The organism is Streptomyces fradiae, from assembly GCF_041270065.1.
In the GTDB taxonomy this organism is placed as follows: Bacteria; Actinomycetota; Actinomycetes; order Streptomycetales; family Streptomycetaceae; genus Streptomyces.
Map to the genome: position 1 here is coordinate 4415145 of NZ_CP065958.1, position 25930 is coordinate 4441074.

A 25930-nucleotide genomic window follows, 5' to 3' on the forward strand; every position below is an offset into this window, starting at 1 on the left:
GACACCACCGGGACCACCGACACCACCGGGACCCCCGGGACCACCGGGTCGGCGTCACGGCAGGTTCGTGACGCCGATCTGCATGTGGATGTGGTTCTGGTGCTGCTGCGCGAGCCCGTGGTCCTTGTGGTCCGGGTAGACCACGAAGCCGCCCTCGGCCAGTTCCGGCATGGGCCACTTGTTGTTCGCGCCGATGGCCCTGCCCTCGCACTCGTACGTACCGAATCGGAAGGCCGTCGTGAACAGTCCGTACGCGAGCGGGTCGAGCGCCGGCGTGATGCGGACGACGCCCGGCTGCTGGAACCCGGGTGGCAGGTCGCCCCAGTGCTTCTGGATCGACCGGGTGAACGCGGTCCCGTCCACCTCGCCCTTGATCCCCGAGAGGTCGATCGCCCGGCCCTGGTTGTGGCAGTCGTTGGGGTGGGCGGGGTTGCCGTGGCCGATGCCCAGGTGGAGGAGTTCGGCGACGTCCGGCTTCGAGGCGTTGATCCAGCGGGTGAGGCGGTACAGCGCGATCAGCATGCGCTGGTCGAGGTTGTCGATGACGTTGGACGCCGGGGCGATCTGGTTGGTGTAGCGGATGCCGTCGAAGGACGGCGGGCTCACCACCACGCGCTGGCCGGGCGTGGGCGACACGATCCCGCTCCCGCCCGTGCCGTCGACGAACGGGGGGCTCTTGAGGGTCAGCTTGCCGCGCCGCAGCAGGTCGGCCATCAGCCCGTTGGCCTGCTCCTTGGTGAGCAGCCGGGCCGCGGTCACCCCGCCCGAGGGCGTCGGCGCGAGCCGGAAGGAGGCGTCGAGCGGGCCGCTCGCGTCGACCGCGTCGGCGTCCACGTCGAAGCGCTGGTACTGCCCGCCGCGGAAGAAGTACGCGTACCGCCCGCCCGGGTAGGCCACGGCGTCGACGCCCGAGGGGAACACCCCGGTCCAGTTGCCGGCGATCGGGCGCGGGTAATCGGGGTCGACCCGGTCGGCGGTGATGTCGTACCGCGCGTAATGGGCACCCTTGAAGAGGTACAGCTTGCCGTTTCCCCAGTTCACGGCCGCGTCGATGCCGGTGCGCCAGTCGGGGCCGCCGTCCGAGCCGTCGGGGAGCCCGGGCCAGCCGGCCGCGAGCGTGAAGGGCGTGTGGGGCGGCAGGTAGTCCGGATCCACCCGGTCGGAGGGCTCGTCGTAGCGCAGGTACGTGGCGCCGGTGAAGGCGTACGCCTTGTCCGCGCCCCACCACACGAAGCCGTCCGGCGAGCGGGGCAGCCCGGGCCACTTGGAGAGCGGCTGCCCGGAGGCCACGAGGAGGCCGCTCACCGAGTCGTAGCGGGCGTAGGTGTCGTCGTCGTAGAACAGATACGTCTTGTCGTTCGGCCAGGAGACGGCCGTTCGGAGGCTGGCCATGGTCTCGGCTCCGTTCCTTCCGATCCCTTACGGTTCCTTCTGGTTCCATCCGGCGGGGCCGGGCCGCCGGATGCTCGGCCCGGCCCCTTCCCTTTCCCTCACAGGGTTCAGAGGACTCACAGGACGCCGGTCCACCGGCACCCTCCTGTCGGTGCGCACGTCCAGCCGCGCCCGTACCCGTGCACGAGAGGCGCGGGGTCGGCGGGCAGATACCCGAAGGGGCCCTGCGGCGGCTGGTGCACCAGGAACTCAGGAAAGCCCGGGGGATGGGCTATGACGACGATGCGGAACGGCAGGTAGTGCTCCCGCCGGTCCACCGACGGTGCCTGTTTCGGCAGATCGAGTCGCATGGTGCTTCCTCGGATCGGGCGGGACCGGACCGGGTACGTGCCCCGGCGCCGGCCCCGCCGATGATGCGGGACTCAGAACGGGAACAGGTCGTCGATGGTCTGGCCCAGAACGTTGAACAGACCGCTCGCCGCGGCGCCGTCGGAGGCGTCGTGGCCTTCGGGCCGGCGTCCTCGCCGTACGGGTGCGGACTGCTGGGGCAGCTGAAGACGGAGCTGTCCGGGAGCGGACCGGCGGGGCGTGCCGGCGCCGCCGTCCTCGTCGTGGATTGCTTCGAACATCGTGCTCTCCTTTCCTCTCGCCCCCCTGGTCGCCCCCCTGGTCGCCCCCGTGGTCACCCGCCTGGGGCGTCCTCAGAACGGCAGGACGTTGTCGAGCAGGCCGCCCAGCTTGCCGAGCAGGCCGCTGGCTGCCGCGCCGTCGGAGGTGCCCCAGCCCTCGGGGTGCTTGCCGCGCTGGACAGGTGCCGACTGCTGGGGGAGCTGGAGCCGGAGCTGTCCGGCGGGGGACCGGCGGGGCGTGCCGCTGCCGGCGTCGTGGGTGGTGTGGGTCTCGTCGAACATCACGGTGTCCTTTCTCTACAGCTTGTTCTCTACGGCTCGGTCAGGTGGCCACGCCGTAACTGCCGTAGCACATCTGCCTGGCCGGGCCGGTCAGGGTGGCGCAGGGGGACTTGGCGGCCCCGACGCCGGTACGGGGGCCGGTGCCGGCCTCGTGCTCGTCGCGGCGGACGGGCCGGACCTGGAGGGGTGGTGCTCCCGCGTGGGTGGGGTGGGGAGTGCGCCGGGTGTTCATGGGGTTCTCCTCTCGCGGGTGTGACCTTGTGGGTCAGTAGGAGCCGAGGAAGGTGTGGTACGGGGCGAGGCTGACCGGCAGGTCGTCGCTCACGTCGATGGTGAACTGGTACGAGAGCCGGGACCTGCGTTCGTCCTCGGGGTCGTAGAAGGTCGCCGTCACGTCCTGGCAGTCCGAACCGATGCGGCAGTACGGGCTCTTCGTGACGGTGATGGTGTCGAGCGCGTACAGGTTCTTGCTGGAGCCGGGCACCTTGCTCGCGGACAGCAGGCCCTGCGCCAGCAGGTTGCTGAACGAATAGGTGTTGGTGCCCATGAAGTTGAGCGCGCGGTCGGCGGAGGTCTGTCCCAGGTTGCGGAACTGGTAGTAGATCTTGTCGAGGAACGCGCGGATCGTGAGCCGCAGCTCGTCCATGTTGCGGACCTCGGTGTTCTCCTTCTTGGCCTCTTCCGTGATCTGGTGGATGACGGCGTCGACGAGCAGGGACTCGTGCCACGTGTACACGCCCCGGCTCTTCACCTCCACCACGGGCACGATCTGGCCGGAGTAGAGGCGGGTGGTGCGGTCGGTGAGCACACCGGGGATGGACACGCGGGAGATGTAGTCGGCGCGCTTGTCCTCCTGGCGCTCGACGTTGATGGCCTGGCCCACGATGGCGTCGCGGAACACGCGGTACACGGTCGACACCGGAGGACTGGACAGCATCGCGATGATCTCGTCGAGACCCTTGTCCTTCGCGGCGGCGAGCTCCGCGACCGACTTGCGCTTCTCCTGGGCCTCCTCGGGGAGCACCAGTGGCTGACCCCAGTCCATGGCCACGGGGGCCTCGGGCTCGAGGGCGTACACCGTGGCACCGTCCATGACGAGGGTCCAGGTGAGCTTGTCGCAGGCCCAGGGCGCGCCCAGGAGGTAGTCGTGGAGCTGGGTCACGTTGTACGGGTCGGGCTCCTGCTCGACCTCTTCTTCGCCGACCGTGGTGGTGACGTACGGCATCTGCTGCCGGAAGCCGTCACGGCGGGCCTCGGTCGGGTAGTCGAAGCCGATGGTGCCGATCGCGTAGACCAGCCGGCGTCCTCCTGTCGTACCAACGTCTCCGCCCCCGCAGGTGCAGGCGGCCGGGTCGCTGCCGCCGCATCCGCACGCGGGGCGTACGCCGGAGTGTGAGGGGGCGTACGTGGGGGCGTACGCGGTGGGCGCGGGCGCTGGTTCCGGGGCCTGGGCCGGGGGCGGAGCCGGTACGGGGGCTGCCTGGACCTGGGGTTGGACCTGGGCTTGGACCGGTGCCGGTGCCGGGGCTTGGGCCACCGGGGGCGGGGCGGGTGCTCCGCCGTCGGCGGTGACGCCGGCCGGCACCGGTGCCGGGGTCTGGGGTGCGGGGGCCTGCGGTACGGCCACGGCCACGGGCGTGGGCGCGGGTGCGGGTGCGGGTGCGGGCGGCGGCGGGGCGGCCGCGGGGGCGACGGCCTGCTGCGGTGCGGTGGCCTCTTGCGGCACGGGCGCGGAAGCGGCTGCGGGAGTGGTCACGGCTGTCTCCTCTTTCCTGGTCCTGGTGACGTGGGCGAGCGCCCGGACGGCGTCCAGGCTGCCGCCGAGCCTGCGGCGGCAGTCCGGGGCGTCCGGGTCGGCGCAGTCGGGGGCGGTGGCCGTCGTGAGCAGGGTCTGCCCCGCGGCCCTGGGGTCCGCCGCGCCGCCGCCGGCCAGCTGGGCGGCGACGAGCAGCGCCGCCGTACCGGCCACGAGGGGGGTGGCGAAACTGCTCCCGGTGAGGGAGGCGAGGCCGCCGCCGGGTGCGGCGCCCTCGATGTCCTGGCCGGGGGCGAGGATTCCGTGGGTGCGGTAGGCGGCACCCCAGTTGCTGATGTCGAGCGGCCGGCCGTCGGCCGCGGCGGCGCCGACGGCCAGGACGGAGGGGTGGGCGGCGGGCACCTGGAGGGTGTCGGCGCCGTCGTTCCCGACGGCCGAGACGACCAGGACGCCGCGGTCCTCGCAGAGCCGCAGGGCCCGGGCGAGCAGGGGGTCGGCCTGGCCGTCGGCGGTCCGTTCGCCGCCGCTGAGGTTGATGACGTGCGCGCCCTCCTCGACCGCCCGCTCGATGGCGCGGGCCAGGTCCAGCTGGGGCACCCGGCCGCCGTCACCGCCGTGGGCGCCGTTGCCGCCGTCGCGGAAGACCGGCAGGAGCAGGCCGCGGCAGCGCGGGACGAGCCCGGTCAGGGGACTGTCCGGCATGCCGAAGAGGAGGCTCGCCACGTGTGTGCCGTGCCGGGACATGGGTCCCTGACCGGCGGGTTCCTGCACCACAGTGGTGAGGCGCGTGAGATCCGCGCCCGCGAAGCAGGGGTGGGTGAGGTCGACGGGGCCGTCGAGCAGCGCCACGCACACCCGCGGGTCGCCGAGCGGCTGACCGGGCTGTGCGTGAAGTGCGCCCTCGCCGAGGATCGCCCGAGGCTTCATTCCGACCTCCCGACCTGCGTTCCGTGCCGGTGCATGTCGGTACGAGCGTCGGAGCGCCGCGTTCCCGGCCCGTCACCCGGAATGTCCAAGCCGCGTGGGCGGAGCGTTTCCGGGGCGTGGCCGGGAGCATTTCCACGGCGTTTGGCAGCCGGTCAGAGCGTTGGTCCGGCGGGTCCGGGAAAGCGCGGGAAATCGTGCGGAAAAGGTGCGGGCCCCGGGCGGGCCGGCGCCGGAAAGCCTGAAAACAGGGGTGCCGCGGGGGCGCTGTCCGGGCGGGGAGCGGATGCGTGATCCACCGGCCGGTTGCACAGTGAGGGGTGTGTCATCGAACGGCGTATACCTCGAACTGCTCGGCGCCTTCGAGCTCTCATACGCCGGATGCCGCATCCCCCTCCCCTCAGGGGCACAGCGCCTGTTGGCGCTGCTTGCCGTGCACACGGCCGGTGTGTACCGGGGTGCGGCAGCCGAGCTGCTCTGGCCCGACTGCGTCCCGAGCAGGGCGTCCGCGAACCTCAGGACCGCGCTGTGCCACGGCCGGCGCGCCGGGCCCGTGACGGCGGTCGAGTGCGTGGACCGGCGGCTGCGGCTCGCCCCGGTCGTGGCCGTCGACCTGCACTGCGTACGGGTGGCAGCCCAGCGGTCGGTGACGGACGGCGCCCCGCCCGCGGAGCACGAGGACCTGGTCGCCCGGCTCCGGGACGAGCTGCTGCCGCGCTGGCCGGACGAGTGGCTGGTCCTGGAGCGCGAGCGCTGGGACCAGCTGAGACTGCACGCCCTGGAGGCCCTCGCGGAGCGGCTGCGCCGCGAGGGCGAGTATCTGGACGCGTTCCAGACGGCGTTGACCGCGAGCCAGATCGATCCGATCAGGGAGACGGCCCAGCGGATCCTGGTCGAGATCCTCCTCGCCGAGGGCAACCGGGCGTGCGCGGTGAAGCGCTACCAGGAGTACCGGCGGCTGCTGCGCCGGGAGTTGGCGGTGGAGCCGTCTCCCCTGATGACCCGTCTGGTCCAGGACGCGATCTCCGCGTAGGAGGCGTGGGTCTCAGGCGCCTCAGTTGCCTCAGACGGTGCAGTCGACGGCGTTCTCGGTCGCTGCGGTGGCCGGGGCCGGGGCCGGGGAGCTGCTGCGGGCGACGACCCTGCCGGCCGGTGTACGGCTCAGGCGCAGCGAGAGCGTGACCGCGGCCAGGCCGAGGAGGGTCATCGCGGCGCCCGCCCAGGCCGGGGAGGCGAAGCCGAGGCCGGCGTCGATGACGGTGCCGCCGAGCCAGGGGCCGCCGGTGTTGCCGAGGTTGAAGGCGGCGGTGGTGGTGGCGCCGGCGAGGGTGGGGGCGGCGCCCGCGACGTTGAACATGCGGGCGTTGAGGGCGGGGGCCGTGTAGAAGGCGGAGACGCCGAGGAGGAAGGTCAGCAGGATCGTCGCGACCGGGCTGGAGGCGAACAGGGCCAGGGCGACCAGGAAGACGGTGGAGGCGGTGATGCCGCTGAGGAGGACGCCGAAGAGGTGGGCGTCGGCGACCCGGCCGCCGATGTACGTACCGAGGAGGGCGCCGATGCCGAAGAGGGCGAGGACGCCGGAGACCCAGCCCTTGTCGAGGCCGGAGACGTCGGTGAGCAGCGGGGCCAGGTAGGAGAAGGCGCAGAAGACGCCGCCGGCGGCGAGGGCGGTGATCAGGACGGAGAGCAGCACCTGCCGGTCGCGGTAGATGACCAGCTCGCCCTTGAGCCGGGGCCTGGTCTCGGGGAGCGGGATGTGCGGGATGCGGGTGACGACGCCGACGAGGGCGATCGCGGAGGCGACGGCGACGGCCCAGAAGGCGGAGCGCCAGCCGAGGTGCTCGCCGAGGAAGGCGCCGGCCGGGACGCCGAGGACGTTGGCGATCGACAGGCCGCCGATCATCACGGCCATGGCGCGGGCGCGGGCGCCCATCGGCACCATCGCGATGGCCACGGCGGCGCCGACCGCCCAGAACCCGGCGCAGGCGAGCGCGCTCACGACGCGCGAGACGAAGAGCACCGCGTAGTTCGGCGCGAGCGCGCCGGCGACCTGGCCGAGGCCGAAGAGGGTGATCAGGGCGACCAGGGTGGTCCTACGGGGGAGCCGGAGGGTGGCGACGGCGAGCAGCGGCGCGCCCACCACCATGCCGATCGCGAAGGCCGAGATGAGCAGGCCCGCGCGCGGGATGGAGACGTTCATGTCCTCCGCGATGGGCGGGAGCAGCCCGGACAGCATGAACTCGCTCGTGCCGAGCGCGAAGACGGAGAGGCCGAGGATGTAGACGGCCAGGGGCATGCGGGTGGTGGCGGGCGGGGAGACGGGCGGGGCGGCTTCGGCGGTGTCGGCGGAGGAAGACGGCATGACATGGGCAACCTGCGGTTTGTGCCTGTCATTCCTCTGCGAGTGATCGTCTCGCGATACGGGACGGTACGGGTGGGGCCGGGCCTACAGGCCCTGGTGCACCCGCAGCAGCAGGGCGTGGAGGGCGCGCCGCTCGTCCGCGTCGAGCGGGGCCAGCACCTCGTCCTGGACGGCGCGGGCCTCGGCGTCGAGTTCGGCGAGGGCGGTGCGGCCCTCGGGGGTGAGGGAGACCGAGACGCGCCGCCGGTCGCGCGGATCGCGGGCCCGCTCGACCCAGCCGGCGGCGGCCAGCTGGTCGATCACCTTGGTCATGTCGCTGGCGTCCACCCCGAGCCGTACCACCAGCTCCCGCTGCGCGTGCGGCCCGAAGTCGGCGAGCGCGGCGAGCACCGCCATGTCCCACAGCCGCAGCTCGCGCCGGGCGAGCCGGGCGGCGAGGCGGCCGCGGGCGGTCTTGCCGACGCGGGAGACGAGGTACGTGCTCAGGTCGAGCAGTGTCGGCGGCGTCGCGTGCGCGGACGGTGCGGACCGTGCGGACGGTGCGGGCTGTGCGGAATCCATGGCCCGAATTCTAGGGTCCAACCCTATAGTGGGTCTGTACCCACTAATCATCGCGTGTCCCGCGACCCCATGAGGAAGGCCGGCATGGACGCCCTCTACCCCCGCCTGCTCGTCACCCGCTTCCCCGACTGCTTCCGCTTCTACGCCGCCGTCCTCCCGCCCCTGACGGGCGCCCGCCTCGCGAAGGGCGCCCCGGCCGGCCCGTACGCCAACTGGGACCGCGACGACCAGTCCGTCCTCTCCCTCTTCGACCGCGCCGCGATGTCCACCACCCTCGGCACCGCGCCCCTCCCCGCCGACCCCGCCCAGGACACCACGATGCTCGTCCTCCGCGTCGACGACGTGGACCAGGGCTTCGCCCTCTGCCTGCAGCACGGCGGAGCCCCGGTGACAACCCCCGCCGCCCGCCCCGAATGGGGCCCGACCCTCCGCACCGCCCACCTCCGCGACCCGGAGGGCCGCCTGATCGAGCTGCAGTCCTACTGACAACTGCTGTGGGTCCGGGCTGTCGAGCCGTCAGTTCACTTGGACCAAGGCGCTGTCACGCGGACGATCACGATGACGTCATCGCGCCGGTCTTCCTGGTACCAGACGATCAGGAGTCCGCGCGCAAAGCTCTTGAGCCGGGATACCGCAGGCTCGCCGTACATCGGCGGACCCGTGTATCGGACCGAAGCAGCATCCGCGAGCTCTCGAGCGATCTTCTCGGCCTCTGCCTTGTCCTCCGGGGAGAGACCGGCTCCGTCGCCCTTGTCTCCCACGACGTGGTCTGCGTCCGGGTCGTACTCCCACGTCCAGTCGCTCAATCCGAGACCTCGCGCTCCGCCTCGGCGATCATCCGCCCGATCTCCGCCGACGCGGCCCGCCGCACGGCCCTGTCTTCCGCGGTCCCGGAGATGGTCTCCAGCTCATGCAGCCGGGCAGCTCTCTCCGGGGTGCGGCGCAGCGCCACCCAGATGCCCCACCGGCGGATGAAGAGATGCATGGGCGTCGTGCTGTCGGTCTGGATGGCTTCCTGCCATGCCTGCCGGAACTCCTGCTCGAACTCGACGGCGGCGGCGAGGTCGATACGGTTCACTGCCACCCGGAGCGCGGCCTCGGTGAGAGGCGGCATCGGCAATGCGGCGTCGCTGATGGGCGAGGTCGTCATCGGGCCCTCCTCGGTGAGATCTGCTTCACGGTATCGCGCTCGCGGCGCACGAGGCGGGCCGTTCTCGACGCGATGCGGTGACGATGCCGCGCCCCGGGTCGACGGACCCGGCCCGGGGCGCGGACCCGCAGAACACTTCGTGTCCTGCGGTGATCTCATCCCGCCTCTTCCGACCGCGGGCGATGCCTGTTCCGGAGGAGGTCGAGGGCATCGGGCTGCGGCGGGAAGTGCGGCGCGCATTCCCGGCACGCGTACACGTTCCACCCGGGCCCCGAGTTCTGGTGCACCTCGGCGACGATCACGGGTGCGTCCGTGACGTGGTGACAGCGCACGCACATGCGGACCGGCTTCCGCGACGTCGTGTCAGGGGTCGGCTCGCTCACCATGCCACCCCCGCGGCGTGGATGTCCCGGGTGTCCAGGTCGAGTCCGAAGTCCGCCGCCAGAAAGAGGCTGAGACGCCGCCATCGCCGGCGGGCGCGCTCTTCCTGTCGTTCGAGCGCGACAAGGTAGGGGCGGATGAGGGGGGTGTCCGCTCCGTCGAGCGTTTCCCCGAGACCGTACGGGGAGCGGGGGCGAACGGCCTGCCCCTGGGGCCCGGAACCGGGCGCGAGCAGGCCCAGCAGCCGCGCGAGCAGCGCGGCGATAAGGTTTCGCACAGCCGAAGCTCCATTCTTCGGTCAGCCCCTGGGAACGGCCCTGGCCGGCCGCCCGGGGGCGTTTGCGTGTCGGGCCACACTGTAGCCGCAGTTATCCACGGTTATCTACGGATGCGCGGAAACCTGCGGTCACCCACGCTGACTTCATGGACCTTGACCGCACCCGACCCCTCTGGCGACAGATCGCGGCGGAGATTATCCGGCGCATCGAGAGCGGGACCTACCCGCCGGGAAGCCGTGTGCCGTCCACCCTGGAGATCGCCCAGGAGTTCGGCGTCGTGAACGCGACGGCGGCGAAGGCCATGCGGCACGTACGGGAAGAGGGTTGGACCCGGGGCGAGGTCGGCCTGGGGACCTTCGTCTCCGACCCTCTGCCGTCCACGACCGGCCCGAAGGGCGGCGAGTCCGCAGGCTGATCGGACCGTCCGGCTCCGAACCCGCCATGGACCAGGGGTGGCTTCGTCGTTTCCCGGCCAGACACTCCGTGCGGTCTTGACGGCTCCGATCGGTATTCGGGAACGTGACGCGCAAGACCGCGCAAGAGTCTTGGTACGGGAGGGAATCATGGCCCTACGGTTTATCGCGAAGGACGACAAGTCCGGGGTGAACGGCTCTCCCACGGTGTTCGTGGACGAGGAGACCTCGGATCTGGTCTTTCAGGGCTGGAAGATCGACGAGGCGACAGAGGCGGAATGTCTTGCCTTCGGTCCGATCCCGGACCACGAGACAGTGGTCCGGATCCCAGCCAGGATGGTGCGGGCTATCAGGGAGGCATGTGATGACGCAGAGCGTCGAGAGCTTCGGTGAACTGCTGAAGGAGACACGTCACTCTGCGGTTCACCTTGAGATGCGGGACTCCTACGCCGTCTCCGGAGAGGCGGACGACTTCGAGGAGTGGAAGCGCGCAGGCTTCGCCAACACCGACCCCGGTTCTCCCTACTGGGCGCTGTGGGTCGGCCTTGTGTCGGAGGCCGTCGGCCGAGGGGTGGTGATGCGCCGGGCCCGGATCGTCTCGGAACCGGTGACGGACTACATCCGGTTCGAGCACGCAGGTACCACGGTGGTTATCGGCGCAGGCGAACAGGTTCGTTGGCTTCCGCGCCGGCGCGCGTCGGACATTGCACTGCCCGGAAACGACTTCTGGCTGTTCGATGACCGCTTGGTGCAGTTCAACGTGTTCGGTGGAGACAGCCGGTGGATGCACACCGACTTCACCGAGGACCCTGCCGTGGTGAAGCTCTGCGCGTCCGCTTTCGAGTCGGTGTGGGAGCGCGGTATTCCACACGAGCAGTACACCGTCTGACAAAATCCGGCCAACTGCTCATGCCCTCCTCTCCGTCTTCCAGCGCCCAGGCCGCACGCGAGGCTGTTGCCGCGCGCCTGCGGGAACTGATGATGGAGGCGGGACTCAGAGGGCATGAGCTGGCCGCTCGGTGCGGATGGAACGCCGCAAAGACCTCCCGCATCATCAACGCAAAGACGCAGCCGTCGGACGCTGACATCCGCGCCTGGTGCGCCGCGTGCGGGGCGGATGATCAAGTCGCCGACCTCGTCGCCAGCGCCCGCGCGGTCGACTTCATGTACGTTGAGTGGCGTAGACTCCAGCGCAATGGCTTGCGCAAGGTGCAGGAGGACTTTTACGCGCTGCACGAGCAGTCGGCCCTCTGTCGTGTCTACGTATCCAACGTGATGCCGGGCTTCTTTCAGACCGCGCCCTACGCAACAGCCGTGCTTCAGGCTGTCACGCGGTTCTGGGCCACCCCCGATGACGTCGTCGAGGCGGTCGCTTCCCGCGTCGCACGCAGCCGCTTCCTGTACGAGGGACGCCACCGCTTCGCCGTTGTCATGGAGGAGTGGGTTCTTCGCTCTCGGATCGGGGACGTGGAGACGATGGCCGGCCAGCTCCGACACCTCCTCGCCGTGTTGCCTCTTGCCTCTGTCTCCCTTGGCGTCATCCCTTCAACGGCCTCCCGCACCCTTTGGCCGATGGAAGCCTTTTACCTGTATGACGACCGACGCGCCGTCGTGGAGACCCTGACAGCCGAGATCAATGTGACCCAGCCGCGCGAAATCGCCGACTATGCCCGTGCGTTCGCCGACCTGGCAAAGATGGCTGTCTACGGCGACGAAGCGAAGGCGCGGATCAATGCAGCGATTGACTCCCTCGGGTGAGCCTCTGCAAGTCGGTGCAATTTCGTTGAGGGTAAATCCCCTGTCTCTCTAGCGTGTTGAGTGCCGCTCAGAGACAGAAGGACCCTCCGGGCGGCCCCCCCCAAGCAGCGGGCCGCCCCGCGTCTCGCCGCCGCACCGCGGCCCGCTGCGCCTACTCCACCGAGGAGACGCCGATGACCGTGCCCCTCCCTTGTCGGCAAGACGACAGGCCCTACTCGGAGTCCGCTCGGTGAGCGGCGTCGGTGTCGGGTCCTTCTTCCATGAGGACGGTCACCCCTGGCTGCACAGGACCGTGCGGGACATCGCCAGCCGGGGCGAAGGTGAACTGGCCGCGATCGTCCAGGAGAAGACCGGCGGCCGGACCGTCAGGGTCGCACACATTCGTGGCGCGTCCGGCGTGGAGTGGACCACGGCCGCGGGCAACATCCAGCTCGTTTCGTGAGCGCACCCAAGAACACCGTCGACAAGGAGAACCACCATGAGTCCCCTCACCATCGAGCGCCGAGAGCTCGGTCGCTTCCTCGCCATCGCCGGACAGCGGTTCGCCGACGGCCACGCCCCCGCCGAGATGTTCTCCCGGGCTGTGGACGCGGAATGGCACCGGATGCTCGGAACTCCGGAGTACGACGCCCTCAGCGGCGAGTGCGCCGGGAGGCTCATCGGGCATCGTGACATGAGCGGTTTCGGACCCATCGGCTGGGTGACCGCGTACGAGGCGGCGTACGGGCCGCTGCCCGAGGTCTGGTTCACCGACGGGAAGGGCGTCCTGGACGAGGCCGCGCTCGCCCGCTACCGGGAGACCGGAGAGGTCGTGGCCGAGTGGGACTGCGGCCCGACCACCGGAGACGGCGACGATGTCGTACCGGAGACCCGGTGACCTTGACGCGCGCGGCTGGAGTGCCCCGGCCGTCGGCTGGGGCACTCCGGCTCGTCGAGGCGCGTACCGCCAGGCCACGGTCCGTGGACATCGCCGGATACGTGGAGCGGATGACCGCTCACTGCCCCTACCTCAGACCCTCGGTCGAGCGAGGGCTGACCACGTGGACCGTCTACCGCCCCGTCGGCGGTGTGGACGCGCTCGCGGTGGAGGCCGAACTGTTCTACGCCGGGGCGCGGGCCGCCGAGTGGTTGCGGCCCCTGGTCCGCCGGCCCCATGGCTTCCTGCGGTGCGAGAACGTCGTCGTCCTGGGTGAGGTGCCCGGCGTCCGGCACCGCGATCTGCTGGCGTGGCCGCACTGGGCTCTCAAGAACCTGTACGCCCAGGTCGGGATCATGTTCGGCAAGTTCTACGCCGGGGAGCGGGAGACCACCCAGGCCGGCGGCCGCACCCCGGCCGCTCCGGTCTCGTTCCTCCCGGTGAGAGCCGCCATCCGTCGGCGCGACCCTCGATTTCTCCATGCGACTCCCGGCCTGGCCTCGGCGCTCGCCGTGGCCGACGACGACGGTCGTGACGTCTGCGCGCACCTTCCCGACGATTGGCAGGAGATCCGCAGATGGGCGAAGGGCTTCCTCCCCCTGGCGAAGCCGTCGACCGGCTCAAAGGCAGGGTCGGCGAACCGCTCGCGGTCCGGCTCCTGAGCGATCGGCGCGGCTCGCGGGTCTGGAAGATCGACGGGCCTCGCGGGGCCGTGGTCCTGAAGGCGAACGATCCCGAGGGCGACAGCGCGGGAGACAAGGCTGCCGAGACAGCGCAGGAGGGCGTGCATCTTGTACGCCTCATCGACGCGGGCGCGGTGGACCCTGGCTACCGGGTCGACGCAGGAGCTTGGACGGGCGGTCGCTGGCTCGCGGCGCGCTGGGTCGAGGGGGCGCCGGTGTGGGAGGCGTTCGCCCGAGCCCGCGCGTGGGACGGCAACACCCGTGACACGCGTGCGTGGTTGCTCGGCGTCGCCCGGACGTGGGCCGACGGGCTGGCCCGTATGCATGCCGTCGGGTGGGCGCACGCGGATGTCCAGCCCACCAACACACTGGTCACGCCCGGCGGCCGCGCCGTACTCATCGATTACGCCCTTGCCTGCGGCCCGGGCGACGGGCCGCGTCTGCCGTATCGCGGTGCGCTCACCCACACCACCGCCCCCGAGATCGCGGACGCCGTCCTGACCACCGCTGCCGACACGCACGTACAGGCCGAGCCGCCCGCCGACGTCTGGGGGCTCGGGGCTTCGCTGTTCTGGTGCTGGACGGGGCGACGCCCCGTCGCCTACGAGGACGGTGCCGTGCGCAGGGAGAAGCTCGCGGCCATCGCCAAGGGCAGCACGTACCCGCTGTCGGATGTCCGGCCTTGGCCGTTTCCGCAGTTCGAGGACGTGATCAGCGCGTGCCTAGCGCCCGCTCCGGGGCAGCGGCCCACGGCCGCCGCCGTGGTCGACCGGCTCACGCGGTGATCGCGCTCCGGGCGTTGACGGCGGACGACGCTCCGGCCATCCATCGCATCTACAGCGGTGCCGCCGTGAACTTCCTCGGCCGATCAGAGATGACGGCCGGGGAAGCCGTGGAGTATGTCGCGCGTGTGCGGGAGTGGGCCGCCGCGGACCCCGTGGTCCAGTACATCCTCGGCGTGGACCATGGCGGAGATCTCATCGGCGTGGTGAAACTAGGCCGCCGACCGAACGCGCATGGGCGGGTCAGCTACGTCCTGCGCGAGGACACCTGGCGCCGTGGCCACGCCACGGCGGCCGTCCGGCAGCTGGTCGCCTTTGCCTTCACCACCGCCGGCCTCACCTCCCTCGGCGCCAAGCACCACCCCGACAATCCGGTGTCCGGCCGCGTCCTGACGAAGTCGGGTTTCGCGCGGCTCGGACTCCGAGACGGGATGGTCGAGTACCGCCGGGTCAGACGGTGTAGGTGATCGCCGAGCCGTGGGTGGCGGCGATGGTGCCGGAGGCGTAACCGTCGTGGATCTTGACGGGGTTGCCGTCGACGTTGCGCACCTTCAGCGTCGTACGCACCTGGGTGCAGCCGCCGAGCTGGGCGGTGGTCAGGGTGAGGGTGTTCGCCGCGCTCTGGTGGTGCTTGGCGTTCGTGATGTCCCAGCGGGAGACCGGGCCCGCGATCGGGCCGCCGCACAGGGAGCCGTCGGCGTTGCGAGGCTGGGCCTCGACCCAGGTCTCGACGACGGTGCCGTCGTACGCGGTCGTGCCGCCGGAGCAGATCGAGGAGCCGGCGGCGCAGGTCGACAGGGCCGCGTCCTGGTAGAGGGAGAGGCGGTTGCCGGCGGTCGGGGTGACCGTGTACCCGAGGGTGGTGGCGGTGGTGCCCCGGGCGACCGTTGTGCCGCTGCCCGCGAGGAGGGTCCAGCGGGTGATGTCGGTGTAGACGGGGTAGGTCTGGCGGGCGAGTTCGGCGCCGGCGGGGACGCGCATGGTGACGGTGCGGCCGTTCACGATGATCGAGGAGTACGACACGATCGACAGGCGGCAGGTGTAGCTGCCGGCCGCGGGGGCGACGAACACCCAGCGCAGGGCGGAGGTCAGCTTGTTCTCGATCGCGGGCACCAGGTTGGCGGCCCAGTAGGAGCCGGCCTCGGTGGCGGTGGGCAGGGCGGTGCCGTCGGCGTTGCGGCAGCGGATGGCGAAGGTGTTGCCGATGTTGTCGCCGGCGGAGAGCGCGTCGACCGGCTCGGTGACGAAGTAGCGCGACCACAGGTACGAGCGCTCCCCGGCCGCGGCGTCGAAGGCGATCTCGGTGCCGGGCACGTCGAGGTACGCGCCGGCGTTGCGGGTCACCTCGTACTCGAAGCCGGTCGAGGCGGCGTTCGCGGGCGCGGTCCCGAGGGCCGCGCCCGCGAGGGTGAGCACGAGTGCTCCGGCGGTCGCGACGGCTGCACGGATCGTTCTGAAGCGCACGGGGTTTTGCCCTCTCGTTGACGTGTACCCCTCGACAGGGGCGGTCGGCGAGAAGATACGCACCACCCGCACCACCCCGCACCCCGCCCCGTCCGCCCGTCAGCCCGCCGCCCCCGTCAGCTCCCCCAGCTCCCGCTCCAGGTTCTCCCGGGCCCGCTCCTCCCAGGCCGCCGCGCCGTACGGGGTTCGGAAGAGGCGGGGGAGGGCGAGGAGTTGGCGGAGGATGGTGGCGCGGCCTTCGCGGAAGGCGGCGTCCGGGACGAAGGCGTACTCCTCGCGGACCGCGGCCGTATACCCCTGGTAGGTATCGGGGTCGGCGGCCAGGATCGCGAGGTCCGCGTCGCAGAGGGTCTCGCCGTTCAGGTCGCCGGGGGACGGGTCGTGGGTGACCGTGAGGCGGACGAGGCGGGCGACCTCGGCGACCTCGTGGTGGGTCAGGCCGAGTTCGGTGAGGGCGAGTTCGGCGAGGGTGGCCGAGCGTTCCTCGTTCTCGCTGCGGTCGGGGCGGTAGACGGCGTCGTGGAACCAGGCCCCGAGGCGTACGAGTTCCAGCTCCCCGCCCTCGCCGCCCTGGTCGGCCAGTTCGTCGATGCGCCGCAGGACCGCCCGCAGGTGGTCGACGGTGTGGTAGTGGCGCTGCGGCTCGGACCAGCGGTCGAGCAGGTTGCGGCCGTACGGCAGGGGGTCGGGGCCCCCGCGGCCGGCCCGCGCCGCGAGCAGCGTCGTGGTCCAGCGGTGGAGCAGTTCCTGCTCCCGGTCTGCCTGGTCTGCCTTCATCGGGGCGGTCATGGAGGGCATTCTGCCGCCCGCACCCCGCGGCACCCCTCCCCGCCGGGCCTCCGTCTTGTACCGGCGCGCGCTCATCTCGCCCCGACGCCGCCCTCATCTCGCTCTTACATACCCCCCATGGGTATGCTACGGTCCTCCGTGCAGGTACCCCCCAGGGGTATGCCCAGGGGTATGTCATCGCAAGCGAAGGGTCAGGGCAATGTCAACCGCAACCGTCAATCCCCGGCGCTGGTGGGCACTTGCCGTGCTTGCCGCCGCGCAGTTCATGGTGATCATGGACACCTCGATCATCGGCGTCGCGCTGCCGAAGATGCAGGAGGAACTGGGCTTCTCCCAGGGCGAGCTGCAGTGGGTCTTCAACGCCTACGTGATCGTCTTCGGCGGACTGCTGCTCCTCGGCGGCCGCCTCTCCGACCTCGTCGGCGCCCGCAAGATCTTCGTCTCCGGCTGGGCGATCATGATCGCCGGCTCGATCGTCGCGGCGGCCGCCCAGACCGCCTGGGTCGAGATCGTCGGCCGCGCCGTCCAGGGTGTCGGCGGCGCGCTCATCGCGCCCTCCGCCATGACCCTGCTGATGATGCTCTTCATGCACGACCCGCGTGAGCTCGGCAAGGCGATGGCCCTCTACGGCGCCGCGGCCCCGGCCGGCGGCACCGCCGGCGTCTTCCTCGGCGGCGTGTTCACCGAGTGGGCCTGGTGGCAGCTGTGCTTCGTCATCTACGTCCCGATCGGCCTCGCGACCCTCGCCGCGACCAAGCTCCTCCCGAAGGTCGAGTCCCGCCGCGGCTCCGTCGACGTGATCGGCGCCGTCGCCGTCACCGCCGGTCTCGCCCTCGGTGTCTTCGCCGTCGTCCGTGCCCCCGAGGTCGGCTGGGGCGCCACCGCCACCGTGCTCGAACTCATCGGCGCCGTCGTCCTCATCGGCCTCTTCTTCGTGATCCAGAAGTCCATCCGCGAGCCGCTCATGCCGCTCAGCGTCTGGCGGGTCCCGCGCCTCGGCTCCGCCAACCTGGCGATGACGCTGCTCGGTGCCGCCTGGATCCCGATGTGGTACTTCCTCAACCTCTACCTCCAGCAGGTCCTCGGTTACGGGGCCTTCGCCTCCGGCGCCGCGCTGCTCCCGATGACCGTGCTCCTCATGATCTTCATGACGGCCATCACCGCCCGCCTCATGGGCAAGTTCGGCGCCAAGCCGCTCATCGGCATCGGCCTCCTCGTCCTCGCCGCCGGCCTGGTCTGGCTGGCCGCCGTCGAGCCCACCGGCACCTTCCTGGTCGACGTCCTGCCGGCCTCGCTCGTCGCCGCGCTCGGCATGTCCCTCGCCTACATCCCCACGATGATGACCGCCATGTCCGGCGCCCCGCAGGAGCAGGCCGGACTCGCCTCCGGCATCGTCAACACCACCTACAACGTCGGCTCCGCGCTCGGCCTCGCCGCGCTCACCGCCGTCGCCATGTCCCAGGGCGCCGCCCAGCTCGGCAACCTGCCCAAGCTCACCGAGGGCTTCTCCGCCGCCTTCGTCGGCGCCGCGATCATCGCCGCGGTCGGCGGCATCATCACCCTCCTGGTGATGAAGTCCGACAAGGCGGTCGCCGCCGAGGCCGCCGCCGCCCCGGCCGCCGCCCCGCAGGGCGACAAGGTCTCCGCCTAAGCAGCACGTGCCCCGAGGGGCCGCCCCGATGTCCGGTACACGCCGGAGGTCGGGCGGCCCCTTTCCCGTATCCGGAGAGGATTCCCCGTGGAACTCGACACCCGTGCCGTGCACGTCTTCAACGAAGCGTTCCAGGAGGGCAGTTGGCCGCTCTCCGTGCCCCTCGTCCAGTCCTCCGCCTTCGCCTTCTCCTCCGCCGACGAGCTCGCCGAGGCCATGGCCGGACCCGACGGGCGGTACGTCTACAGCCGGCGCGGCAATCCGACCGTACGGGCCCTGGAGCAGACCCTCGCCGGGCTCGAAGGGGGCGCCGGGGCCATCGCCTTCGCGTCCGGGATGGGCGCCATCAGCGGGGTGCTGCTCGCGCTGCTCAAGCCCGGGGACCGGGTGGTGGCGCAGCGCTGCCTGTACGGGGGGACGTACGCCGTCCTGTCCGACCTGGCCGCCCGCTACGGCATCCACGTCACGTACATCTCCGGTGATGACGTCGCCGAATTCGAGGCGGCGGCGCAGCACCCGGCGACCCGGCTGCTCGTCCTGGAGACGATCGCCAACCCCACCGGGCAGGTGCCCGAGCTGCCCGGGCTGCTCGCCGCCGCCCGCCGGACCGGGGTGACGAGCGTCGTCGACAACTCCCTCGCCTCGCCCGTCCTGTGCCGGCCGCTGGAGCTGGGCGCGGACGTGGTCGTGCACTCCACCACCAAGTACCTCTCCGGCCACTCCGACGTCCTCGGTGGCGCCGCCGTCTTCGCCGACGACGCGCTGCGCCGCGCCGTCTGGCCGCGCACGGTCGAACTCGGCGCGTGCGCGGACCCGTTCGCCGCCTGGCTGACCCTGCGCGGGATACCGACCCTCCCGCTGCGGATGCGCGCGCACTGCGCGGGCGCCGCCGCGCTCGCCGAACGGCTCGCCGCCCGCCCCGACGTCACGGCCGTGCACTACCCGTGGCTGGCCGGCCATCCCTCGTACGCCACCGCCCGCAAGGTCCTCGCGGGCGGGGGCGGCGGTCTGCTGTCCTTCGAGCTCGCGGGCGGGCGGGAGGCCGGCCGGGCCTTCATCGAGGGCGTACGGGTCGCGAAGCTCGCGCTCTCCCTCGGCGGCGTGGAATCGCTGGTCACCCACCCCGCGTCCACCTCCCACCGCGAGCTGGACGCCGAGGCGCTGGCGGCCGCCGGGATCGCGCCGGGGCTCGTGCGGATGTCGGTCGGCATCGAGGACGTCGAGGACCTGTGGGCGGACATCCAACAGGCCCTCGACTGGGGGTGATTCCCCGAGGATCGAAGCTTCTTTTGGGTTGACAAAATAAATGAGCGATTCGTAGATTGGGTGATGCCAGGAAACGACCACTCCTAGGTCAAGGAGGGCGCGAGATGCGCTACTTCGAGGACTTCCGGCCCGGCGACGTCCACGAGCTGGGCACCGTCACCGTCACGGCGGAGGAGGTGCTGGAGTTCGGCAAGCGCTTCGACCCGCAGCCCTTCCACACGGACCCCGAGCTCGCCGAGGAATCGCAGTTCGGCGGGCTGATCGCCAGCGGCTTCCACACGCAGGCGATGTTCATGCGCCGCTACGTCGACGGGCTGCTCGCCTACAGCGCCTGCATGGGCTCGCCCGGCATCGACGAGGTCCGCTATCTGCGTCCCGTACGCCCCGGCGACGTCCTCACGGCGCGCGTCGAGATCCTCGGCGCGACCCCGTCGCCGTTCAACCCCACCAGCGGCACCGTCAAGCCGCGCTGCACGCTGGTGGCCGCCGACGGGACGGCCGTGTTCAGCATGATCCTGCACAGCATCTTCCGGCGCCGTCCCGCCGGGTCCGAGGCCGGTCATCTGTCGTCGATGCCCGCGGCCGCGGACCCCGCCGGGTGCTGCGGCGGTACGAGGAAGAGCGCGCCCGCAGCGGCCATGAGCGCCTGAGGCGCCGACGGACCGTCCTCCGTCGGAGCCGGCCCCGAACACGGCCGTCCGAACACCCCCCACCTGCGAAACGACCCTGAACCACCCTGAACCACTCTGAAACACCCCTGAATCCACCAGTGAAGGGAGACCTCCCGTGGAGGCCGTATCCCGCACCGCCCAGTGGACCGCCGCCGCGCGCGCCCTGGAGACCGAGCGCGAGGACCGGCTGTTCGCCGATCCCTACGCGCGCACCGTCGCCGACCAGATCGGCTTCGAACTGCTCGAGCGCTACGCCGGCGGCGGCACCGTGCCGTTCCTCGCCATCCGCACCACCTACCTGGACCGCCAGATCGTCAGGACGGTCGAGGAGCGCGGCATCAAGCAGGTCGTCTTCCTCGCCGCCGGCATGGACACCCGCTTCTTCCGGCTGCCCTGGCCCGACGGCGTCACCGTCTACGAGCTCGACCGCCCGGCGCTGCTCGAGGCCAAGGCCGAGATGCTGGCCGAGGAGCCCGCGCCGGCCGGCCGTACCCGGATCACCGTCCCGGTCGACCTCACCCAGGACTGGACGGGACCGCTGAAGGAGGCCGGCTGGAAGAGCGAGGAGCCCGTCCTCTGGGTCGTCGAGGGACTGCTGTTCTTCCTGCCCGAGCAGGCCGTCCGCACCCTCATCTCGCTGCTCGCCGCGCACGCCGCCCCCGGCTCCGTGCTGCTCGGCGACGTCATCTCCAAGGCCGCCCTGGAGAACCCGCTCGCCCGCTCCTTCATGAACGCCCTGGCGGAGGACGGCAACCCGTGGCTCTTCGGCACCGAGGAGCCCGAGGCGCTGCTCGACGCCTGCGGCTGGGCGGTGCGCGAGGTCAAGCAGCCGGGCGAGCCCGGCGCCGACTTCGACCGCTGGCCCTACCCGGTGCCGGCCCGCTCCGTCCCGCGCGTCCCCCGTTCCTTCCTCTTCACCTGTGACCTCCCTTCGAGCAGCACGCAGGAGGCGGCCGCATGAGCGCCCACGACTTCCACCAGAAGGTCATCACCGACGCCGGCGCGGCCGTACGCGGACTGACCGTCGCCCTCGGCGAGCGCCTCGGCCTCTACAAGGCCCTGGCCACCGAAGGCCCCCTCACCGCCGAGCAGCTCGCCGAGCGCACCGGCACCAATCCGCGCTACATCGAGGAGTGGCTGCACGCCCAGCTCTCCGCCGGGTACGTGGAGCGGCACCCGAGCTCGCTCACGTACACCCTGCCCGCCGACCACGTCGAGGTGCTCGCCGACCCGACCGCCGTCACGTACGCCGCCGGCTTCTTCACCGCCCTGAAGGCGCTGTACGCCACCGAGGACCTGCTCGTCGAGGCGTACAGGACCGGCGACGGCGTCGGCTGGGCCGAGCACGACGCGGCGCTCGACACCGGCATGGGCTCCTTCTTCCAGCCGACGTACGAGCACAAGCTCGTCCCGGACTGGCTGCCCGCGCTGCACGAGGTCACCGACAAGCTCGGCGCCGGCGGCACCGTCGCCGACGTCGGCTGCGGCGTCGGCCACACCACCCTGCTCATCGCGAAGGCCTTCCCGAACGCCACCGTCCACGGCTTCGACTACTCCGAGGAGGCCATCTCCATCGCGCGGCAGCTCGCCGAGGAGGCCGGCCTGTCCGACCGGGTCGTCTTCGACGTCGCCTCCGCCGACGACTACCCGGGCTCCGGCTACGACCTCGTCTGCTTCTTCAACGCCCTGCACGACATGGGCGACCCGGTCGCCGCCGCCCAGCACGTGCACAAGTCGCTGGACGCCGACGGGACGTGGATGCTCGTCGAGTCGAACGTCTCGCCCGCCGACATCGACACCCAGACCCCCGCCGCCCGCATGTTCATGGCCCTGTCCGCCGTGATGTGCCTGCCCGTCGCGGTCGCCCAGCGCGGCCCGCACGCGCTCGGCAACCACTCCGGCGAGAAGGCCTTCCGTGCCATCGCCGAGGAGGCCGGCTTCACCCGCTGGCGCCGCGCCACCGAGACCCCGGTCAACGCGGTCTACGAAGTCCGGCCGTAACCCCACTTCGAAGGGATCGCACGATGGCCACCGCCGCCCTGCCCGTCACCGACCGGTTCATGGAAGTCCTCGCCCGCCTCAGCGAGCGTTCCGTCGAGGACTACTACAACCCGTACCAGACCTTCCAGTGGCCCGAGACGCTGGAGGAGAACACGCTGTGGATGACGCCGGAACTGCTCAGCGTCTACGGCACCGAGCACTACGACACGCTCGGTGAGGAAACCATTCAGCGCCTGTCGAAGTGGGAGTCCGTCAACTTCTACAGCCTCAATGTGCACGGCATCCGCGAACTCCTCATCGAGGTCGTCGGCCGCATCCACATGCCCGGATTCGAGGTCCCCTCGGACTTCTTCCACCACTTCATCGGCGAGGAGAACGAACACATGTGGTTCTTCTCCGAGTTCTGCCGGCGCTACGGCAACAAGATCTACGGCTCCGCCGCCATGAGCGCCGACTCCGCCTGGGAACCCGAGATCGAGAACTTCCTGGTCTTCACCCGCATCCTGTTCTTCGAGGAGCTGGTCGACCACTTCAACTCCCGGATGGCCAAGGACACTTCGCTCTGCCACACCATCCGCGAGGTCAACCGCATCCACCACCAGGACGAGTCCCGCCACATCGCCTTCGGCCGCGAGCTCGTCTCCCTCCTCTACACCCGCATGTGCCAGGCGGTCAGCGCCGACCGGGTCCGCGAGGTCGAGGCGTACCTCAAGCGGTACGTCGTCTACAGCATCAACTCCCTCTACAACCCCCACGTGTACCGCGACGCCGGCATCGCCGACCCGCTCGGCCTGCGCAACTCGCTGATCGCCGACGAACGCCGCCGCGCCCACGAGCGCAAGGCCATCCGCAAGCCGCTGTCCTTCTTCCAGAAGATCGGGATCTTCTCCGACGACACCCTGCCGGTCCTCTGAACACCGGGACCCGCCCCGAGAGGTGAAGAGATCATGACCGTGACGACCCCCGGGACGCAGCGATGCGTCGGGGAGACCAAGGGCGCGACACGGGGACTTCCCGTGCTCGGCCCCGAGGGGACGCGGCTGCTGCGCCTCCTCGACGACACCTTCGAGGGCTGGGGAGTGGCCGCGGGCGCCCGCCCGATGACCATGCCCCCGCTGCTGCCGGCCGCCGACCTGGCCCGGCTCGACTACTACGACAACTTCCCCCACCAGGCCGTCGTCGCCGCCCCGCTCGACCTGGAGCGCCGCGCGACCGAGCCCTTCCACACCGACACCGGCTGCTTTCCGACCGCCGCGCTCGAACCGGCCGCGCTCGGACTGCCCTCGGCGTCCTGCTACGCCGTCTATCTGACCCACCAGGGCACTCAGGTCGCCGACGACACCCTCGTCACGATCTGCTCCTGGTGCTTCCGCAAGGAGACCCACTACGAGGGGATGCGGCGCCAACTCGGCTTCCGCATGCGGGAGATCGTGGCCATCGGCGGGCGCGAGCACGCCGAGCAGCACCTCGCGGACTTCACCGCCCGGATTCAGGAGTTCGCCGCGGCGCTCGACCTGCCGCTGCGCAAGGAGGCCGCCTGCGACCCGTTCTTCGACAAGGGCGGCTCCAAGGCACTGCTGCAGCGGCTCACGCCGGTGAAGCACGAGTTCCTGTACGAGGACCTGGCGATCGCCTCGGTCAACACGCACCGGAACTTCTTCGGCGACCGCTGCGACATCACCCTGGAGTCCTCCGGCGGGCCCGCCTTCACCAGCTGCGTCGCCTTCGGCCTGGAACGCTGGCTGTCGGCGCTGACCCGCCGGCACGGCAGCTGGGCGGCGGCGACCGAGGCGGTCCTCGAAGCGAACGCCCGCATGCGTACGGACGCGGACGCCCGCATGCGCACCGATGCGAGTCTCGCGGCCGGGCCGGTGATCTGACGTGCCGGCCCGTCCCGTGGCCCCGCCGGCGGGCGGCCTGGGCTGGGCGAACCTCGGCATGGACATCGTGTCCGTCAACCGTGTCCGCAGACTCCTCACGCAGTACGGGGAGAAGTTCTTCGAGCGGATGCTCACCCCCGGCGAACTCGACGACTGCCGCACGGCCGGCGGGCTCGACATCCTGAGCCTGTGCGGCCGGATCGCGGCCAAGGAAGCGGCCTTCAAGACGTTACGCGTCAGGGGCAGGTTCCTGCCCTGGACGGACATCGTCGTGCGCCGCTCCGAAGGCGGCTGGCCGCTGGTGGAGCTGCGCGGACCCGCGGCCGGGATGGCCCAGGAGTCCGGCATCTCCGAGATCACCGTGTCCATCAGCCACGACGTGGACTACGCGGTCGCGGTCGCCGCGCCGATCATCGCCCCCACCCCTCCCTCCGCCACCACCCCTTACGTAACCAGCAGCTAATTACGTGATCAGAAGGAGAAGCATCATGGCCGACGGCCTGCAGACGGTGAAGAGCTGGATCCTCGAGCGGCACCCGGAGCGCGAGGACATCGCCCCCGACCTCGACCTGATCGAGAACCGGCTCATCGACTCGCTGTCCTTCGTCGAGTTCGTCTTCCTGCTGGAGCAGGAGAGCGGCACCAGCATCCAGATGGAGACCCTGGAGGTCGACTCCATCCGGACCCTCGCCGCCATCGAGGAGCACTTCTTCAAGACGGCGGTGGAGGCATGAGCCGCCGCCTGTTCACCTCGGAGTCCGTCACCGAGGGCCACCCCGACAAGATCGCGGACCGGATCAGCGACACGATCCTGGACGCGCTCCTCGCCCAGGACCCGCACTCCCGGGTCGCCGTCGAGACCCTGATCACCACCGGCCAGGTGCACATCGCCGGCGAGGTCACCACCTCCGCGTACGCGCCGATGGCCCAGCTGGTGCGCGACGCGGTCCTCGACATCGGTTACGACTCCTCCGCCAAGGGCTTCGACGGGGCGTCGTGCGGCGTGTCCGTGTCCATCGGCGCGCAGTCCCCGGACATCGCGCAGGGCGTCGACACGGCGTACGAGTCCCGCGTGGAGGGCGAGGGCGACGAGCTGGCGGCCCAGGGCGCCGGCGACCAGGGCCTGATGTTCGGCTACGCCTGCGCCGACACCGCCGAGCTCATGCCGCTGCCGATCGCGCTCGCGCACCGCCTGTCGCGCCGCCTGACCGAGGTCCGGAAGGACGGCACCGTGCCGTACCTCCGTCCCGACGGCAAGACGCAGGTCACCATCGAGTACGACGGCGACCGGCCGGTCCGCCTCGACACGGTGGTCGTGTCCTCCCAGCACGCCGCCGACATATCCGTCGAGGGCCTGCTCGCCCCGGACGTGCGCGAGCACGTCGTCGAGCACGTCCTGAAGCAGCTGGCCGAGGAGGGCGTGAGCCTGGAGTCCGACGGCTACCGGCTCCTGGTCAACCCGACCGGGCGCTTCGAGATCGGCGGCCCGATGGGCGACGCCGGCCTCACCGGCCGGAAGATCATCATCGACACGTACGGCGGCATGGCCCGGCACGGCGGCGGCGCCTTCTCCGGCAAGGACCCGTCGAAGGTCGACCGCAGCGCCGCGTACGCGATGCGCTGGGTGGCCAAGAACGTCGTCGCGGCCGGGCTCGCGAAGCGCTGCGAGGTGCAGGTCGCGTACGCCATCGGCAAGGCCGAGCCCGTCGGTCTCTTCGTCGAGACCTTCGGCACGGGCGCGCTGCCCGACGAGCGGATCCAGGAGGCCGTCAGCGAGGTCTTCGACCTGCGCCCGGCCGCGATCATCCGCGACCTCGACCTGAAGCGCCCCATCTACGCGGCCACGGCGACGTACGGGCACTTCGGCCGTGAGCTGCCGGAGTTCACCTGGGAGCGCACCGACCGAGTGGACGCGCTGAAGCGCGCGGCGGGGATCTGAGG

General features: G+C 71.1%; 34 protein-coding genes. 21 read left to right on the forward strand and 13 right to left on the reverse strand.

From position 1 onward, the window contains the following. Positions 1-54: 54 nt before the first annotated feature. The 6 genes from JAO84_RS20125 to JAO84_RS20150 all read right to left on the reverse strand — a co-directional run bounded on the left by JAO84_RS20125 (position 55) and on the right by JAO84_RS20150 (position 4986). A complete protein-coding gene (locus JAO84_RS20125; RefSeq protein WP_370414110.1) occupies positions 55-1392 on the reverse strand; it encodes a hemopexin repeat-containing protein in 1338 nt (445 codons plus the stop codon). A 116-nt stretch (positions 1393-1508) separates the two neighbouring features. Beyond that, positions 1509-1742 carry a hypothetical protein gene (locus tag JAO84_RS20130; protein ID WP_370414111.1) on the reverse strand — a complete coding sequence of 78 codons (234 nt, stop codon included), beginning with the start codon at positions 1740-1742 and terminating at the stop codon, positions 1509-1511. Between the two features lie 72 nt (positions 1743-1814). Next, entirely contained in the window at positions 1815-2021 is a 207-nt protein-coding gene (locus JAO84_RS20135) for a hypothetical protein (protein ID WP_370414112.1), read from the reverse strand. Positions 2022-2093: 72 nt separating this feature from the next. After that, positions 2094-2303: a hypothetical protein gene (locus JAO84_RS20140; protein WP_370414113.1), complete on the reverse strand. Its 210-nt coding sequence runs from the start codon at positions 2301-2303 to the stop codon at positions 2094-2096. 40 nt (positions 2304-2343) lie between these two features. Beyond that, on the reverse strand, positions 2344-2535 hold the full coding sequence (locus JAO84_RS20145) for a hypothetical protein (RefSeq protein WP_370414114.1): 192 nt from the start codon (positions 2533-2535) through the stop codon (positions 2344-2346). Positions 2536-2568: 33 nt separating this feature from the next. Then, on the reverse strand, positions 2569-4986 hold the full coding sequence (locus tag JAO84_RS20150) for a S8 family serine peptidase (protein ID WP_370414115.1): 2418 nt from the start codon (positions 4984-4986) through the stop codon (positions 2569-2571). A gap of 319 nt (positions 4987-5305) precedes the next feature. On the opposite strand from JAO84_RS20150, the gene JAO84_RS20155 reads away from it, so the two are divergent. Further along, the gene (locus JAO84_RS20155; RefSeq protein ID WP_370414116.1) at positions 5306-6016 is read left to right on the forward strand and encodes a BTAD domain-containing putative transcriptional regulator; all 711 of its coding nucleotides are present in this window, start codon (positions 5306-5308) and stop codon (positions 6014-6016) included. A gap of 30 nt (positions 6017-6046) precedes the next feature. Here JAO84_RS20155 and JAO84_RS20160 read toward each other — a convergent pair whose 3' ends face one another. Both JAO84_RS20160 and JAO84_RS20165 read right to left on the reverse strand, forming a co-directional pair. Further along, a complete protein-coding gene (locus tag JAO84_RS20160) occupies positions 6047-7279 on the reverse strand; it encodes a Cmx/CmrA family chloramphenicol efflux MFS transporter (RefSeq protein WP_370416817.1) in 1233 nt (410 codons plus the stop codon). Positions 7280-7429: 150 nt separating this feature from the next. Then, complete coding sequence (locus JAO84_RS20165) at positions 7430-7906, reverse strand: MarR family winged helix-turn-helix transcriptional regulator (RefSeq protein ID WP_370414117.1); 477 nt, start codon at positions 7904-7906, stop codon at positions 7430-7432. An 84-nt stretch (positions 7907-7990) separates the two neighbouring features. Here JAO84_RS20165 and JAO84_RS20170 point away from each other — a divergent pair, with 84 nt between their 5' ends. Further along, the gene (locus JAO84_RS20170) at positions 7991-8392 is read left to right on the forward strand and encodes a glyoxalase/bleomycin resistance/extradiol dioxygenase family protein (RefSeq protein ID WP_370414118.1); all 402 of its coding nucleotides are present in this window, start codon (positions 7991-7993) and stop codon (positions 8390-8392) included. A gap of 35 nt (positions 8393-8427) precedes the next feature. Here JAO84_RS20170 and JAO84_RS20175 read toward each other — a convergent pair whose 3' ends face one another. The 3 genes from JAO84_RS20175 to JAO84_RS20185 all read right to left on the reverse strand — a co-directional run bounded on the left by JAO84_RS20175 (position 8428) and on the right by JAO84_RS20185 (position 9714). After that, the gene (locus JAO84_RS20175; protein WP_370414119.1) at positions 8428-8712 is read right to left on the reverse strand and encodes a hypothetical protein; all 285 of its coding nucleotides are present in this window, start codon (positions 8710-8712) and stop codon (positions 8428-8430) included. Beyond that, a complete protein-coding gene (locus JAO84_RS20180) occupies positions 8709-9056 on the reverse strand; it encodes a hypothetical protein (protein ID WP_370414120.1) in 348 nt (115 codons plus the stop codon). The genes JAO84_RS20175 and JAO84_RS20180 overlap by 4 nt, the downstream gene beginning before the upstream one ends. A gap of 379 nt (positions 9057-9435) precedes the next feature. Beyond that, positions 9436-9714, reverse strand: a complete 279-nt coding sequence (locus JAO84_RS20185; protein WP_370414121.1) for a hypothetical protein — start codon at positions 9712-9714, stop codon at positions 9436-9438. Positions 9715-9860: 146 nt separating this feature from the next. Between JAO84_RS20185 and JAO84_RS20190 the strand changes: the two genes are divergently transcribed. From JAO84_RS20190 to JAO84_RS20230, 9 genes are all read left to right on the forward strand, one after another. Beyond that, positions 9861-10130, forward strand: coding sequence for a GntR family transcriptional regulator (locus JAO84_RS20190; RefSeq protein ID WP_370414122.1), 270 nt, complete (start codon positions 9861-9863; stop codon positions 10128-10130). A 148-nt stretch (positions 10131-10278) separates the two neighbouring features. Further along, positions 10279-10521, forward strand: a complete 243-nt coding sequence (locus tag JAO84_RS20195) for a hypothetical protein (protein ID WP_370414123.1) — start codon at positions 10279-10281, stop codon at positions 10519-10521. Continuing rightward, positions 10493-11017 (forward strand): DUF6879 family protein, encoded by a 525-nt coding sequence (locus tag JAO84_RS20200; RefSeq protein ID WP_370414124.1) that lies wholly within the window; start codon positions 10493-10495, stop codon positions 11015-11017. Before JAO84_RS20195 ends, JAO84_RS20200 begins: the two co-directional genes overlap by 29 nt. 20 nt (positions 11018-11037) lie before the next feature. Next, entirely contained in the window at positions 11038-11886 is an 849-nt protein-coding gene (locus JAO84_RS20205; protein ID WP_370414125.1) for a helix-turn-helix domain-containing protein, read from the forward strand. A gap of 229 nt (positions 11887-12115) precedes the next feature. After that, positions 12116-12328: a hypothetical protein gene (locus JAO84_RS20210; RefSeq protein ID WP_370414126.1), complete on the forward strand. Its 213-nt coding sequence runs from the start codon at positions 12116-12118 to the stop codon at positions 12326-12328. Between the two features lie 36 nt (positions 12329-12364). Continuing rightward, positions 12365-12763, forward strand: coding sequence for a hypothetical protein (locus JAO84_RS20215; protein ID WP_370414127.1), 399 nt, complete (start codon positions 12365-12367; stop codon positions 12761-12763). 83 nt (positions 12764-12846) lie between these two features. Then, a complete protein-coding gene (locus JAO84_RS20220; RefSeq protein WP_370414128.1) occupies positions 12847-13464 on the forward strand; it encodes a hypothetical protein in 618 nt (205 codons plus the stop codon). Beyond that, positions 13380-14270, forward strand: a complete 891-nt coding sequence (locus tag JAO84_RS20225; protein WP_370414129.1) for a hypothetical protein — start codon at positions 13380-13382, stop codon at positions 14268-14270. Before JAO84_RS20220 ends, JAO84_RS20225 begins: the two co-directional genes overlap by 85 nt. Continuing rightward, on the forward strand, positions 14267-14734 hold the full coding sequence (locus JAO84_RS20230; protein WP_370414130.1) for a GNAT family N-acetyltransferase: 468 nt from the start codon (positions 14267-14269) through the stop codon (positions 14732-14734). Before JAO84_RS20225 ends, JAO84_RS20230 begins: the two co-directional genes overlap by 4 nt. On the opposite strand, the gene JAO84_RS20235 is transcribed toward JAO84_RS20230, so the two are convergent. Both JAO84_RS20235 and JAO84_RS20240 read right to left on the reverse strand, forming a co-directional pair. Beyond that, on the reverse strand, positions 14718-15731 hold the full coding sequence (locus tag JAO84_RS20235) for a hypothetical protein (RefSeq protein WP_370414131.1): 1014 nt from the start codon (positions 15729-15731) through the stop codon (positions 14718-14720). The two genes, JAO84_RS20230 and JAO84_RS20235, sit on opposite strands and share 17 nt — an antisense overlap. 99 nt (positions 15732-15830) lie before the next feature. Next, the gene (locus JAO84_RS20240) at positions 15831-16520 is read right to left on the reverse strand and encodes a hypothetical protein (protein WP_370414132.1); all 690 of its coding nucleotides are present in this window, start codon (positions 16518-16520) and stop codon (positions 15831-15833) included. A 199-nt stretch (positions 16521-16719) separates the two neighbouring features. On the opposite strand from JAO84_RS20240, the gene JAO84_RS20245 reads away from it, so the two are divergent. From JAO84_RS20245 to metK, 10 genes are all read left to right on the forward strand, one after another. Further along, positions 16720-18171: an MFS transporter gene (locus JAO84_RS20245; protein ID WP_370414133.1), complete on the forward strand. Its 1452-nt coding sequence runs from the start codon at positions 16720-16722 to the stop codon at positions 18169-18171. Between the two features lie 87 nt (positions 18172-18258). Continuing rightward, positions 18259-19437: a PLP-dependent aspartate aminotransferase family protein gene (locus JAO84_RS20250; RefSeq protein ID WP_370414134.1), complete on the forward strand. Its 1179-nt coding sequence runs from the start codon at positions 18259-18261 to the stop codon at positions 19435-19437. 104 nt (positions 19438-19541) lie between these two features. Further along, positions 19542-20087: a MaoC family dehydratase gene (locus JAO84_RS20255; RefSeq protein WP_265868948.1), complete on the forward strand. Its 546-nt coding sequence runs from the start codon at positions 19542-19544 to the stop codon at positions 20085-20087. 136 nt (positions 20088-20223) lie between these two features. Further along, complete coding sequence (locus JAO84_RS20260; RefSeq protein WP_370414135.1) at positions 20224-21069, forward strand: class I SAM-dependent methyltransferase; 846 nt, start codon at positions 20224-20226, stop codon at positions 21067-21069. Beyond that, positions 21066-22109 carry a class I SAM-dependent methyltransferase gene (locus tag JAO84_RS20265; protein WP_370414136.1) on the forward strand — a complete coding sequence of 348 codons (1044 nt, stop codon included), beginning with the start codon at positions 21066-21068 and terminating at the stop codon, positions 22107-22109. The genes JAO84_RS20260 and JAO84_RS20265 overlap by 4 nt, the downstream gene beginning before the upstream one ends. A gap of 23 nt (positions 22110-22132) precedes the next feature. Beyond that, positions 22133-23023: a diiron oxygenase gene (locus tag JAO84_RS20270; protein ID WP_265868951.1), complete on the forward strand. Its 891-nt coding sequence runs from the start codon at positions 22133-22135 to the stop codon at positions 23021-23023. 33 nt (positions 23024-23056) lie between these two features. Then, positions 23057-23989: a hypothetical protein gene (locus tag JAO84_RS20275; protein WP_370414137.1), complete on the forward strand. Its 933-nt coding sequence runs from the start codon at positions 23057-23059 to the stop codon at positions 23987-23989. A gap of 1 nt (position 23990) precedes the next feature. Further along, a complete protein-coding gene (gene acpS, locus JAO84_RS20280; protein WP_370414138.1) occupies positions 23991-24452 on the forward strand; it encodes a holo-ACP synthase in 462 nt (153 codons plus the stop codon). Between the two features lie 25 nt (positions 24453-24477). Next, positions 24478-24723: a phosphopantetheine-binding protein gene (locus tag JAO84_RS20285; protein ID WP_370414139.1), complete on the forward strand. Its 246-nt coding sequence runs from the start codon at positions 24478-24480 to the stop codon at positions 24721-24723. After that, positions 24720-25928, forward strand: coding sequence for a methionine adenosyltransferase (metK, locus tag JAO84_RS20290; protein WP_370414140.1), 1209 nt, complete (start codon positions 24720-24722; stop codon positions 25926-25928). Before JAO84_RS20285 ends, metK begins: the two co-directional genes overlap by 4 nt. Positions 25929-25930: the final 2 nt, after the last annotated feature.